Origin of the sequence: Sphingomonas sp. IBVSS2 (genome assembly GCF_002127225.1) — a bacterium.
In the GTDB taxonomy this organism is placed as follows: Bacteria; Pseudomonadota; Alphaproteobacteria; order Sphingomonadales; family Sphingomonadaceae; genus Sphingomonas.
Genome location: NZ_NFUR01000003.1, coordinates 736,521 through 750,549 on the forward strand (window position 1 = coordinate 736,521; position 14,029 = coordinate 750,549).

The following is a 14,029-nucleotide window of genomic DNA, read 5'->3' on the forward strand; positions in this document are numbered from 1 at the left end:
AGCTTCCCCCAGGTTGGATCGGATGAACTGGCATGCCTTCGGGCATGCACGGCGCCGTTGCACGCGCCGAAGGGGAGAGGTTAATGCTGATCAGCCTGCGGCACGTGGCGCGCTCCATGGCGTTGCTCGCCACCACCGCGCTTGCCGGGACGATGACGGGTGCGCATGCGCAGGATCCCGTCGCGCCCGTCGCACCGCCGAAGAACGAAGCCCGTCCGTCCGCGGATCCCGCCGCGCGCCCCTGGGCCGATGCCCGGCTGCCGGCGGCGGCGCGTGCGGAGACGCTGCTGGCGGCGATGACGCTCGAGGAGAAGCTGGGCCTCGTCTACACATGGTTCCCGCCGCTGGCGAAGGATCCGGCGGCACCGGGCGACATGATCCCCTCGGCCGGCCAGCAGGCGGCGATTCCGCGCCTGGGCATTCCGGCGCTGCGTGAGACCGATGCCAGCCTCGGCGTCGCCAACCAGGTCGAGCAGCGCAAGGGGGATACCGCCACCGCGCTGCCTTCGGGCCTGGCGCTGGCCGCGACCTTCGATCCCAAGCTCGCCTATGAGAGCGGCGCGATGATCGGCGGCGAGGCGCGCGCCAAGCGCTTCAACGTCATGCTCGCGGGCGGCATCAACCTGACGCGCGATCCCTGGGGCGGCCGCAACTTCGAATATCTCGGTGAGGACCCGCTGCTCGCCGGCGTGATCGCCGGGGAGTCGATCCGGGGCATCCAGTCGAACCACATCGTCTCGACGATCAAGCATTTCGCCCTGAACGCGCAGGAGACCGGCCGATTCGTGATGGACGCGCGGATCGGCGAGGCGGCGTTGCGGGAGAGCGACCTGCTCGCCTTCCAGCTCGCGATCGAGCGGGGCAAGCCGGGTTCGGTGATGTGCGCCTATATGTCCGTCAACGGCGACTTCGCCTGCGAGAACGACTTCCTGCTCAACACCGTGCTCAAGCAGGACTGGGCCTATCCGGGCTGGGTGATGTCCGATTGGGGGGCGGTGCACTCGACGGTGAAGGCCGCGCGCAACGGGCTCGACCAGCAATCGGGCGGCGAGCTCGACACGCACCCCTTTTTCCGCGCCGACCTGAAACAGGCGGTGGCGAGCGGCGCGCTGCCGATGGCGCGGCTGGACGACATGGCCCGCCGCATCCTGAACGGCATGTTTTCGACCGGCCTGATGGATGCGCCGGTGGTGGAGGCGCCGCAGCCGATCGACCATGCGCGGAACGCCGAAGTCGCGCAGCGCGCCGCCGAGGCGGGGATCGTGCTGCTCAAGAACGACAAGGACATATTGCCGCTCGCCCGGACGGCGAAGCGCATCGTCCTGATCGGCGGCCATGCCGATGTCGGCGTGCTCTCGGGCGGCGGCTCGTCGCAGGTCCGCTCGGTCGGCGGCGCGCCGATCGAGATTCCCCTCAAAAATGGCCCGGCCGCGTCGTTCGTGCGCGTGACCTGGCATGCGTCCTCGCCGCTCGCGGCGATCCGCGCGCTGGCCCCCAAGGCGCGCGTCGATTTCGTCGATGGCAGCGACCCCGAAGCTGCCGCCGCGGCGGCGAGGAACGCGGACTTGGCGATCGTCTGGGCCACGCAATGGACCACCGAGGCCGAGGATCCGGAGACGATCGACCTGGCCGGCAACCAGGATGCCGTGATCGCCGCGGTCGCCGCCGCCAATCCCAGGACCGCCGTGGTGCTCAACACCGGCGGCCCGGTGCTGATGCCCTGGCTCGACAAGGTGCCGGCGGTGCTCGCCGCCTGGTATCCCGGCCAGCGCGGCGGCGAAGCGGTGGCGCGGGTGCTGTTCGGCGAGGTCAATCCCTCGGGGCGCCTGCCGATCACCTTCCCTGCGGCGATCGACCAGGCGCCCCGCGCCGCGGTGCCAGGTTTCGACCAGGTCAAGGCGTCGCCCGATCGCGGGCAGGATGCGCGGGCGATCAAGCCCTTCGCGGTCGAGTATCGCGAGGGTTCGGACGTCGGCTATCGCTGGTATGCCCGCCAGGACCATCGCCCGGCTTTCCCCTTCGGCTATGGCCTCAGCTACACGCGCTTCGGCTATGCCAATCTGAAGGTCGAGGGCGGCGACGCGCTCAAGGTGAGCTTCGACGTCACCAATCGCGGCAAGCGCGAGGGCGCCGATGTGCCGCAGCTCTATGTGACTCCGGCGACGGGCAGCCGCCCGCTGCGCCTGGCCGGCTTCGAACGCGTGGCGCTCAAGCCCGGCGAGACGCGCCGGATCACCCTGATCGCCGAGCCGCGCATCGTCGCGGACTATGATGTCGCGCAGCCCGGATGGCGGCTGGCGGCGGGAACCTATCGTGTCGCGATCGCGCGGGACGCCGGTCAACCGGTGCTCACGGGCGCGGCGGATTTGCAGGAACGCCGGCTGGCGCCCTGAGACGAAAGCACCGGGTGAGGCGCGCGTAGATGCGTCGGGGTGCAGAACAGAGTGGGAGGACAATGGGAATGAAGGGACTATCCAGTTTGATGGCCGGTTTGCTGGCATCGACCGCCCTGGTCGCGCCGGCATGGGCCCAGGACGCGGCGGCGCCGCAGGATGCGGGGGCCGATCAGGGTGAGGAGATCGTCGTCACCGGCATCCGCGCGTCGCAGGCCAAGGCGATCAACATCAAGCGCAACGAGACCGCGATCGTCGATGCGATCTCCTCGGAGGATATCGGAAAGCTGCCCGACGTCACCGTGGTGGACGCGCTGCAGCGCATTTCGGGCGTGCAGATCAAGCGCGACGCCGGCGAAGGCTCGAGCGTCAATATCCGCGGCCTGCCCCAGGTGATCACGCTGCTCAATGGCGAGCAATATCTGAGCCCGGGCAACCTCGGCACCGCGCAGCCCAACCTCAACGACATCCCGGCCCAGCTGATGAATGCGGTGGTGGTCTACAAGTCGCAGGACCTGCGCAACGCGCTGTCGGGCATCTCCGGCACCGTCGACCTGCGCACCCGCCGTCCGTTCGACCTGAAGAACGGCCTGACCCTGGCCAACCAGGTCGAATATTCGCGCGGCGACTATACCAAGAAGAACGACTATCTGATCAGCGGCCTGCTGAGCTGGCGCAACGACACGATCGGCGTGATGGTGGGCGCCACGCAGAGCAAGGCGCATCTCGGCAACAACTATGCCGGCATCGGCGGCAGCCCGTTCGGCAACAACGACTGGGGCGGCACTGGGCCCAACTGGATCGCGCCGCACGGCTATGAGCTGTTCAGCCGCGAAGTGGAGCGCAACCGCTTCGGCATCAACGGCGCGGTGCAGCTGAAGTTCGCCGAGGGCTGGACGCTGACCGGCGAAGTCTTCCACACCGAGCTGGTCGAGCATAACCGCGCCGCGGGCGTGAACATCTCGAACCGCTGGAACGGCCTGACCTGGACGACGCCGACCCAGTCCACCTCCACGGGCCTGCTCGGGGCGAACCAGCAGCCCTGGTTGGACGTCGACCAGTATGACCTCAACGTGTGGTGGTTCAATTCCTTCTCGGTGAACCGCACCGCGCGCGAGAAATCGACCAACTACAACCTGCAGCTCGACTATGACACGGGCGGTCCGTTCAAGTTCACGGCGCGGGCGCTGCGTTCGGACGCGAAGCTGCGCAGCATGAACGGGCAGGTGCAGGGCGATCTCAGCAACTGGCGCGCGGGCAACCGGGCGTTCACGCTGTTCCGCAATCCCAACGACCTGACCCGCGGGCCCTTCTATCCGGCCAATATCGCGGCGCAATATCCGGCCTCGCGCTACACCAACAACGTGGTCGGCTCGAACGGTGGGCGCTATATCGATCCGAACCCGCTGGGCTATGGCCAGGATCCGCTGCTGCACCTCGACCTGCGCGGGCAGAACCCGGTGCTGAGCGGCTTCGACACGCCGATCTCGGGCGGGCTGGGCGCCGGCAAGTCGCTCAAGGACTATATGGCCAATCTCGACAGCTATGCCGTCGCGGCCTTCTCGTCCGAGGGCAATCAGGAGAATAGTTCGGATCTCGGCGTATTCCGTGCCGATGGCAGCTACGAGTTCCAGGGCGGCGGCCTGTTCGGCCTGCTGAACCGCGTCGACGTGGGCGTGCGCCGTTCGGATCGCTCGACCCAGATCAAGAACTTCCACCTGTTCTCGAACTTCTACGGCGGCAACGGCGCCGCCACCGCGGCGGGCTGCTCGGCGCAGTGGAAGGCGATCGACGTGGTGATGGACAACCCGCAATGCTCCGCGGGCGAGTTCGTCTCCAATCCGGGCTACAATGCGGCGCTGCCGCTGGCGACCTCGCCTTCGCCCTGCGGCGCTTCGGCGGCCAACACGCCGACCTGCTTCCAGGGCTATACCGTCAACCGGCCGACCAAGCTGAACGCCTATAACAACGTCTCTTTCCAGACGAACTGGGGCGGTGTGGTCAACGGCATGCCGGGCATGTGGGTGGTCAATCCCAAGGACTTCGACGACATCAAGCCGTTCATGACGCGCGTGTTCGGCGGTGCCGACGAAGTCATCGTTCCGGGCAACACCTATGACGTCGACCTGATCGAGGAGAGCGCCTACATCAACACCAACTGGAAGAGCGGCGGGTTCAAGGCCGATATCGGCGTCAAGGTCATCAAGACCAGCATCGACGTGAAGCAGAACCTGACCGGCGACACCCGGGCATATGGCGACACCAACCTCGACGTCGGCGACAGCGTAACCCGTCGCAGCTATACCGACTGGCTGCCGACGGTGACCCTGTCCTATGACGTCACCGACAATATCCGCGTCCGCGCGGCCTTCGCCAAGACGATGATCCCGCTGGACCTGGGCAATTATGGCGGCGGCCTGAAGATCAACACCGCGGATTCGCAGGGGCCGAACCCGACGAACCCAACGGCGGCGCCGCTCGGCGTCCGCCAGGTGACGAGCGCCAATGCGAGCGGCAACCCGTATCTGAACCCGTGGCGCTCGAACAATTACGACCTCAGCCTGGAATATTATCTGGGCCGCGCCTCGATGCTCAACATCGGCCTGTTCAAGCTCAACATCGACAGCTTCGTGACCACCGCGACGCAGTTGATCGGCCGCTATCCGGATGCCGACGGCGTGATCCGCCGCACGGTGCCGGTGACGCAGCCGATCCAGGGCGCGGGCGGCAACCTGCAGGGCGTGGAAGCCGGCGCCAAGCTGGCCTTTACCGACCTGTTCCCGAACGTGCCGTTCCTGCGCAACTTCGGCATCGACGCCAACTACACCTTCTCCGACTCCTCGCAGTCGGCACGAGGCCTCGACGGCAAGAAGCTGCCTTTCCAGGATAATTCCAAGCACCAGATCAACCTGGTCGGCTGGTATCAGGACGACATCTTCCAGGTCCGCGTCGCGTGGAACCACCGCACGCCGCGCCTTGCGAACATGGGCCTGGGCTATGACGTGGATCCGGATCCGGCGCCGGATCGGGTCGACCAGCGCAACATCCCGGTGATGCAGGACACCAGCAACTATGTGGACGTGAACCTGACCGCGAACATCAACAGCCAGTTCGCGATCTACGGCAACGTCTCGAACCTGCTGGGTGAGCGCGAGCGCTATTACTTCCAGTTCGACAAGGATTCGAAGCAGTTCCATTCGCAGAACCGTTTCGAGCCGCGTTACTCGGTGGGCGTGCGCTACCGTTTCTAAGAGCCAACCCTCCTGGGCCGGCGGTCTTCCCAGGCCGCCGGCTCATTTTTCCCCGGGAGCAGGATCGGCGCGGTTTCGCTTGCGGACCCGTGGCCGGGACGACCAGAATGACACGATGAAACATGGGGGCATGGCCAGCGGCGCGATCGAGCGTGTCGTCATCGTCGGCGGGGGCACTGCCGGGTGGATGGCGGCGGCCGCGCTCGGCGCATATCTGGCGGGGACGGGCACCCGGATCACCCTGATCGAAAGCTCGGAGATCGGGACGATCGGCGTCGGCGAGGCGACGATCCCCACCATTCGCCGCTTCTACGCCGCGCTCGGCATGACCGATGCCGAAGTGATGCGCGCCTGCGAGGCGACCGCCAAGCTCGGCATCCGCTTCGTCGACTGGAAGCCCGGCACCAGCTTCGTCCACCCCTTTGGCCGCTTCGGGCAGGACCTGCGCGGCATCGACTTCCACCATTATTGGCAGAAGGCGCGCCAGGCCGGCCAGGCCGCGCCGCTGGAGGAATATTCGCTGGGCGCGATGCTCGCCCGCGAAGGCCATGCCAGCGTGCCGCTGCCCAATCCGCCGAGCCAGCTCTCGGTGTTCGACTGGGCGCTCCATTTCGACGCCGCGCGCTTTGCCGCGCACATGCGCGCCTATGCCGAGCATGCGGGCGTGACACGCATCGATGCGCGGATCACCGATGTGGCGCTCCACGGCGAGACCGGCTTCATCGAGGCGGTGACGCTCGACAGCGGCGAGCGCGTTGCGGGGGACCTGTTCGTCGATTGCTCGGGCTTTCGCGGCCTGCTGATCGGCGAGGCACTGGGGATTCCCTATCGCGACTGGTCGCACTGGCTGCTGTGCGACGGCGCCTTCGCGGTGCAGAGCGAACGGGTGGGCGAGCCGCCCAGCTGCACCACCGTCACCGCGCGCACCGCCGGCTGGCAATGGCGCATTCCGCTGCGCAGCCGCGAAGGCAATGGCATCGTCTTCGCGAGCGATTTCCAGGGCGATGACGATGCCCGGGCCGAACTGCTCGCCAACATCCCCGGCGCGCCGACCATGGAGCCCCGCCGCCTGCGCTTCACGCCGGGCCGGCGCGACGTCGCCTGGGCGAAGAACTGCGTCTCGCTCGGCCTGTCCTCGGGCTTTCTCGAGCCGCTGGAATCGACCAGCATCGCGCTGATCGAGACGGGCATCGAGCGGCTGAAGCAGCTCTTCCCCGACAAGGGCTTCGATCCGGCGGTGATCGCCGAGTATAACAGCCAGTCGGCCGAGGAGATGGAGCGCGTCCGCGACTTCATCCTCCTCCATTACCGCCTGAGCACCCGCGAAGGGGCCTTCTGGCAGGCCTGCCGCCAGATGACGCTCCCCGACAGCCTGGCCGCCAAGCTCGAGCTTTGGCGCGCGCGAGGCGCCTTCCTGCGCTATCGCTGGGAGATGTTCTCGCCCGCATCCTGGCTGGCCATCTATGGCGGGTTCGAGCATCTGCCCGAGCGGATCGATCCCGGCGTCGCCGCGGTCGATGCAGGCGAACTCGCGCAGGGGCTGGAGCAGATGCGCGCCGCCATCGCCCGCACCGTGGCCGACACGCCCACCCATTCCGAATTCCTCGCGACGGTCGATGGCGCCGCTGCCGAGCCCATGAGGACACCCGCATGAACAATCCGGACGCGCTGCGTAAGGTCTGCATCGTCGGCGGCGGCACCGCCGGCTGGATCGCCGCCGCGGTGATGGCGCATCACATGAAGGGTAGGCTGTTCGAGATCGAGCTGGTCGAGAGCGACGATATCGGCACGATCGGCGTGGGGGAGAGCACGATCCCGCCCTTCATGGAACTGATCGCCAAGCTCGACATCGACGAGCAGGACTTCGTCCGCCAGGTCCAGGCGAGCTTCAAGCTCGGCATCGAGTTCAAGGACTGGTTCCGCAAGGGCGAGAGCTATTTCCACCCGTTCGGCGATGTCGGCCAGCGCGTGGAGCTCAGCGACTTCTACCAATGCTGGCGCAAGGCGACGCTCGCGGGGCATGATTTCCCGCTCCAGGATTTCGCGCCCGCCACGGTGATGGCGCATGCGGGGCGCTTCATGCTGCCGTTCAAGGCGCGGAACACGCCGATCGCCGGCGCGTCCTATGCGCTCCATGTCGATGCCAAGCGCGTCGCCCAGTTCCTGCGCGGCCATGCCGAGGCGCGCGGCGTGAAGCGTACCGAAGGGATCGTCACCGATGTCGCGCTCGACGCGCGCGGCTTCGTGTCGACGCTGACGCTGAAGGACGGCCGCACGATCGATGCCGACTTCTTCATCGATTGCTCGGGTTTCCGGGCGCTGCTGATCGAGAAGGCGCTGGGCAGCGGCTTTACCGACTGGTCGAACTATCTGTTCTGCGACCGCGCCATCGCCGCGCAGACGGAGAATGTCGGCCCGCCGCGCCCCTATACGCTGGCCGAGGCACAGGATGCCGGCTGGCGCTGGCGCATCCCGCTGCAGCACCGCACCGGCAACGGCCATGTCTATTCCTCCGAGTTCATGAGCGACGAGGAAGCTACCCGCATCCTGCTCGACAAGGTGGAGGGCGACGTGGTCGCCGGGCCGATGGTGGTGCCGTTCAGGACCGGCGTGCGCGAGAAGATCTGGCACAAGAACGTGCTGGCGATCGGCCTGTCCTCGGGCTTTATCGAGCCGCTGGAATCGACCGCGATCCACCTGATCTATCGCGGGATGGACTTCTTCTTCCGCTTCCTGCCCGATCGCCATTGCGATCCGGCGCTGGCGGACGAATATAACCGCCGCATGGTGGCGGACTATACCGAGATCCGCGACTTCATCGTGCTCCATTATTGCACTACCGCGCGCGACGACACGCCCTTCTGGCGCAAGTGCCGCGACATGGAATGGCCGGACAGCCTGAAGGAGCGCGTGGAGCTGTTCCGCAGCAACGGCTCGCTGCGCGAAGGGCTGGACGAGCTGTTCCGCTCGGTCAGCTGGTTCTCCGTGCTGGAGGGCATGGGCATCCGGCCGCGCACCTATCATCCGCTGGTCGACCGCATCGACGAGGCGATGCTCTATGCGGGGCTGGAAAAGGCGCGCGAGCAGCTCGGCGGCTTCGTCCGGCAACTGCCGACCCAGCAGCAGTTCATCGACGCGCATTGTCGGGCCGAGAAGGTGGATCTGGGCCGTCCCGTCATGGCCGGGGCCTGATGCAGAAGAAGCGCGCGATCACGATCAAGGACGTGGCGGCGGAGGCGGGAGTCTCGCTGCAGACGGTGAGCCGCGTCATCAACAAGGGCCCCAACGTCACCGCGCCGGTCCAGGATCGCGTGCGCGCGGCGATCGACAAGCTGGGCTATGTTCCCAGCCTCGCCGCGCGGCGGCTGGGCGGCTCGCGCTCCTATCTGATCCTGGCCTTCAACGACGAGCGGCCGACGCTCGAGGGCTGGCAGTCGCGGCGCGGCAACGACTGGGTCGACCAGATGCTCTATGGCGGCATGCTCAAATGCGCCGAGCATGGGTATCGCATGCTGTTCGAGCTGGTGGACTCGCATTCCGACCAGCTCGAGGCACAGGTCCGGGCCGCGCTCTCCGCGCTGCATCCCGACGGCGTGATCCTGACGCCGCCGCACAGCGAGGACGACCGGATAACGGATCTCCTCCACCAGGGTGGCCTCATCTTCGCGCGGCTGGGATCGCACCGCGAGGGCGAGGGCTTTGCGGTGTACATGGACGACGAGGCGGCGGCGCGCCGCGCGACGGAGCATCTGCTCGACCTTGGCCATACGCGCATCGCCTATGTCCAGGGGCATCCCGAATATGCGATGAGCCCCGATCGCCTCCGCGGCTTCACCGGTGCGATCGAGGCGCGCGGGCTGACGGTGGATCCCGCCTATCTCCAGCCCGGCGACTTCACCTACGAAGCCGGCATCGCGGCGCTCAACACGCTCGCCGCGCTCGAAACGCCGCCCAGCGCGGTGCTCGCGAGCAGCGACGAGATGGCGCTGGGCGTGCTCCATGCCGCCGGGCCGCTCGGCCTGTCGGTTCCCGGCGATCTCTCGGTGGTGAGCTTCGACGATACGCCGACGGTGCGGATGAGCGTGCCCGCGCTCACTGCGATCCGCCAGCCGATCGCGGCGATGACGGCCAAGGCCGCCGAGCTGCTGATCGAGAGCAAGACCCGCGGCGACCCGCCCGGCAATGGCCGTTTCCTGCTTCCCTTCGATTTCGTCGTCCGTGCCTCTACCGCGCCGCCGCGGCGTTGACTTGCCTCGGGCCGGCGGCGATGCTCTGCCGCCAATGCGACGCTTCGTCTCGCCCGGCCGCGGTTTCATCCTGCTCTATGCGCTGGCCTATGCGGGCATGTTCGTCAGCTTCATGCCGTTCGTCATGGTGCTGCTGCCGTTGAAGGCGGCCCAGGCGGGCGGCGGCCATGCGGTGCAGCTCCTCAGCGCCGGCGCGCTGGGCGGCGCGGCGGTGGCGAGCGTCGCCAATATCCTGTTCGGCGCGCTGAGCGATCGCACGCGGCGCCTGCGCGGCAGCCGGCGGCCCTGGGTGACGGCGGGGCTGGGCGTGCTCAGCGCTTCCTATGGCCTGTTGCTGGTCGCGGCCGATCCGGTGAGCCTGTTGTTCGCGGTCGCCTGCATCCAGATCGGGATCAACATGATGTTCGCGCCGATCGCCGCGGTGATGGCGGACGAGATACCCGATGCGCAGAAGGGCATGGTCGCCGGCCTCACCGGCGTCTCGCATCCGATCGGCGCGATGGCGGCGGTGCTGATCACGCTGCCCGGGCTGGGCGGCGATGCCATGCGCTATGCGCTGCTCTGCCTGTTGTTCGTCGCGCTCACCGCGCCGTTCCTGCTCCTCGCCCGCGAAGGCGCCGCCCTGCCGCCGCCGCCGCCCGGGCCGCAGCGTGAGCTCCGCCGCTTCGATTTCATCCTCGCCTGGGCCTCGCGGATCCTGTTCCAGGTCGCCGGCAACGGCCTGTCCACTTATGGTTTCTTCTATTTCCTCGCCGTGCTGGACCGGGAGGACATCAGCAAGACCAGCGTGGAGGCCAATCCGATCGTCGCGACCATGACCGGCTCCACCATCGTCGCGGTGCTGCTGACGGTGCTGGCGGGGCGCTTCTCGGATCGGATGATGCGGCGCAAGCCCTTCCTCGCCGCCGGGGCGCTGGCGATGGCGACGGGGCTCGGCGTCATGGCGTTCGCGGGCAATTGGGGCGTGGCGGCGGCGGGGCATGCGCTGGCGCTGTCGGGGCTCAGCGTGTTCCTGGCGATCCATTCGGCGATCGCGATGCAGCTGCTGCCCAATCCGGGGCATCGCGGCCGCGACCTGGGCATCCTCAACCTCACCAACACCCTGCCGGCGATGGTCGCGCCATTGCTGGCGCTGGCGCTGGCGCCGGAGAAGACCGGCTATACGCTGTGGCTGCTGATCCTCGCGCTCGGCACGCTGGCCGGCGGCGCGGTGTCGCTCTGCATCCGGACCCAGGATTAGGTTGGGGGCGGGCACCAGCGGCGCCCGCCCTCCAGGCACTCAGTGCGCCGGTTCGCCCGCGCTCGAATTGCGGTCGACCTTGGCGGTCATGCCCGTCGCGTCGGCGTCGTCCTGGGTCTGCGCATCGGGCGAGAGGTCGGCGACCGGCGGCGGATTGGTGGCGACGTTGGTCACCGCCGGCGTCTCGACCGGCTGGTCGATCGTGACGTTGCTGAACGTCTCGGGCTCGCCGATATTCGCGACGATGGTCTCGTTCGCGCTCGTGTCCTCCGGCTTGCTGCCCGAGCAGGCGGCGAGCGCCAGGCCGGCAACGGCGATCAGTGCGAGGGTGCGGGTCTTCATTTCGGTCATTTCCCCTTTTCTCAACGTGCGGAAACGGCGGCAGCCGTAATCGCGGAGCGTTTCTCGATCTTTGCTGCGAGATCCTTGTCCCAGCCATAGGGATCGCCGCGGAAGTTCATCGTGCCGTTCGCATTGGCGAAGGCGGTCCAGTAGAGCAAATAGACCGAGACCTGATCCTGCTCCTGCAGGGTCACGCGCAGCGTGTCGCCCTTGGCGAGCGCGGCGCTGATCTGGTCGGGCTGCCAGTTCGGATCGTTGCGCAGCAGCAGCTGCGCCAATGGACCCGGCTTCTCCAGCCGCACACAGCCATGGCTGGCGAGCCGGCTGAAGCTGGCGAAGGTCGATTGCGACGGCGTGTCGTGCAGATACACCGCATAATTGTTCGGGAAGTCGAACTTGTAGCGGCCGAGCGCGCTCTTGGGCCCGGGCTGCTGCTGCAGGCGGCGGTTCGCGCCGGTGCCGATGATCTTGTAGCCCTGCGCCTTCAGCGCGGCCTCGCCTTTCGGCCAGAGCTCCTTGGCGGCGATGCCGGTGGGCACGTTCCAGGGCGGATTGAGCACGATCGAGTGGATCTTCGACTGGAGCATCGGCGTCTCGTTGCCGGGACGGCCGGTGACGGCCTTCATCGACGCGATCGGGGCATCGCCCTCGAACACGGTGAGCACGGCGGCGGCGATGTTCACCTGGATGCGCTTGGCCGGCAGCTCGCTGGGCAGCCAGCGCCAGCGCTCCATGTTCGCCATGATCTGGCCGACCCGGTCCTGCGCGGGCACGTTGAGCGCGGCGAGCGTACCCGAGGAGACCACGCCGGTGGGGTTGAGCCCGTAGCGGCGCTGGGCGCGCACCACCGCTTCCTTCAGTTCGGCATCGAACTTGTCGCCGGTGGCGATCGCCTGCGGGTCCTCCACCGCCAGCCGCTTGCGCAGCGCCGCCACGCGCGGGCCGCTGGCGCCCACCGCCAGGTCCGGCCCCGCGGCGAGCTTCTGCCAGCCGCCGGCCGCCACGATCTTGCGATAGGTGGCAAGGCCCTTCTGCAGCGTGTCATAGCCGGCCCAGGGCGGCGGCAGGTCGCGCAGCCAGGCGCCGACGCGGTTCTGCTTCACGGCCTCGGCAAAGGCGGGCAGGGGATCATAGGCGGCGGGGCGCAGGCCCCAGTTCGGATCGAAGTCGCTCTCCGCCAGGCGGCCCGAATGGACCGCGCGGGCATAGTCGAGCGCCGCCCGCACCAGCGTGTCGCTGTCCTTGAAGCTGGGCGCGGGATCGCCGACGCGGCGCAGGCCCTGGGCGAAGCCGGCTTCGTTCAGAATCGGCGCGAGCTCGGCCGCCTGCGCCGCCGTCAGCACCGGCAGCACCACCGGCGGGTTGGGGACGAACGGCGGCACGGGTACCGCCTGGAGCGTGGGGGTCGGCGTGGTCTGTGGCGCGGGAGCGACCTGTTGCGCGACGACGGGCGCCGCTATCCCGGCAAGCGCCGCAGTCCATGCGGCCCGGCGGGCCACCCGGCCCGAAAACACTTTGGTCACTCGCAAATCTCCTCCGCGGCCGCCCTGAGGCCGGGCGACCTGAATCGCCACCTGCTATTAAGCCAAACCAGGCGCACGTGGCGAGCGTCGAATTTACACGATGCGACGACGTGCCTTGACATTGGCAACGTTGTCGGACCAGTTTCCCGCAAACGCCCGCCAGGGGAAGAAGCGGGCGACGTCCGCAGGGGAGAGATATCTTGGCATCCGCACGTTCCACGCAGACGACGCTGGCCTTCGCCGCCGTCACCACGCTTTTCTTCGCCTGGGGCTTCATCACCTCGCTGGTCGACCCGCTGGTCGCCGCGGTGAAGGGCATCTTCACGCTCACCGATTTCCAGGCCCAGGCGAGCGCGTTCGCGTTCTTCTTCGCCTATTTCGTCGTCTCGCTGCCGGCGGCGGCGCTGGTCGGGCGGCTGAAGGCGGTGCCTTCGATCCTGATGGCGCTCTGCACCATGATCGCGGGCTGCCTGATCATGCTCGCGGCGGCGAACGTGGCGAATTACTGGCTGGTGCTGCTCGGCCTGTTCGTCCTCGCCAGCGGCATCACCATCCTGCAGGTCGCGGCCAATCCGCTGGCGGCGGCGCTCGGCGATCCCAGGGGCAGCCATTTCCGCCTGGTCCTCAGCCAGACCTTCAATTCGGTCGGCACCTTCCTCGGCCCGCTGCTGGGCGCGCACCTGTTCCTGAAGGGCGTCGAGGTGAAGGAAGGCACGGTGATCACGCCGGAGATCCGCGCCCAGGCGCTGGCCGGCATCGATTCCGCCTATTTCTGGATCTGCGGCCTGATCGCCGCGCTGGCGGTATTCTTCTATCTCAGCCGCCGCGTCGTCACCGAAGCCGCGCCGCCGCCGGCGTCGACCGCGGGGCTGCTCTCCGCCTTCTCGTCCAAATGGGCGCTGCTCGGCGGTCTCGCCATCTTCCTCTATGTCGGCGCCGAAGTGGCGATCGGCACGCAGATGGCGCTGTTCCTCAATTCGGATGCGATCTGGGGCCATTCGGATGCCGCGTTCGGGGTGCCGCTGCTCGGCTA

Annotated in this window: 9 protein-coding genes; 7 read left to right on the forward strand and 2 right to left on the reverse strand. The window is 67.8% G+C overall.

The genetic code is table 11. From position 1 onward, the window contains the following. Positions 1 to 83: 83 nt before the first annotated feature. The 6 genes from CAP40_RS13670 (at position 84) to CAP40_RS13695 (ending at position 11,131) form a co-directional block, all read left to right on the forward strand. Positions 84 to 2,393, forward strand: coding sequence for a glycoside hydrolase family 3 protein (locus CAP40_RS13670; protein WP_086130037.1), 2,310 nt, complete (start codon positions 84 to 86; stop codon positions 2,391 to 2,393). An 89-nt stretch (positions 2,394 to 2,482) separates the two neighbouring features. Continuing rightward, positions 2,483 to 5,644 (forward strand): TonB-dependent receptor domain-containing protein, encoded by a 3,162-nt coding sequence (locus CAP40_RS13675; protein WP_218822148.1) that lies wholly within the window; start codon positions 2,483 to 2,485, stop codon positions 5,642 to 5,644. Positions 5,645 to 5,759: 115 nt separating this feature from the next. Continuing rightward, a complete protein-coding gene (locus CAP40_RS13680; RefSeq protein ID WP_218822149.1) occupies positions 5,760 to 7,298 on the forward strand; it encodes a tryptophan halogenase family protein in 1,539 nt (512 codons plus the stop codon). Next, positions 7,295 to 8,836: a tryptophan halogenase family protein gene (locus tag CAP40_RS13685; protein WP_086130040.1), complete on the forward strand. Its 1,542-nt coding sequence runs from the start codon at positions 7,295 to 7,297 to the stop codon at positions 8,834 to 8,836. The genes CAP40_RS13680 and CAP40_RS13685 overlap by 4 nt, the downstream gene beginning before the upstream one ends. Next, complete coding sequence (locus tag CAP40_RS13690) at positions 8,836 to 9,891, forward strand: LacI family DNA-binding transcriptional regulator (protein ID WP_086130041.1); 1,056 nt, start codon at positions 8,836 to 8,838, stop codon at positions 9,889 to 9,891. The genes CAP40_RS13685 and CAP40_RS13690 overlap by 1 nt, the downstream gene beginning before the upstream one ends. A gap of 34 nt (positions 9,892 to 9,925) precedes the next feature. Then, positions 9,926 to 11,131, forward strand: a complete 1,206-nt coding sequence (locus CAP40_RS13695) for an MFS transporter (protein WP_179188168.1) — start codon at positions 9,926 to 9,928, stop codon at positions 11,129 to 11,131. A 39-nt stretch (positions 11,132 to 11,170) separates the two neighbouring features. On the opposite strand, the gene CAP40_RS13700 is transcribed toward CAP40_RS13695, so the two are convergent. Then, the gene (locus CAP40_RS13700; protein WP_144034357.1) at positions 11,171 to 11,473 is read right to left on the reverse strand and encodes a hypothetical protein; all 303 of its coding nucleotides are present in this window, start codon (positions 11,471 to 11,473) and stop codon (positions 11,171 to 11,173) included. A 20-nt stretch (positions 11,474 to 11,493) separates the two neighbouring features. After that, positions 11,494 to 12,987: a L,D-transpeptidase family protein gene (locus CAP40_RS13705; RefSeq protein WP_179188176.1), complete on the reverse strand. Its 1,494-nt coding sequence runs from the start codon at positions 12,985 to 12,987 to the stop codon at positions 11,494 to 11,496. A 209-nt stretch (positions 12,988 to 13,196) separates the two neighbouring features. Between CAP40_RS13705 and CAP40_RS13710 the strand changes: the two genes are divergently transcribed. After that, the coding region (locus CAP40_RS13710) for an MFS transporter (protein WP_144034358.1) at positions 13,197 to 14,029 on the forward strand (833 nt) is incomplete at its 3' end.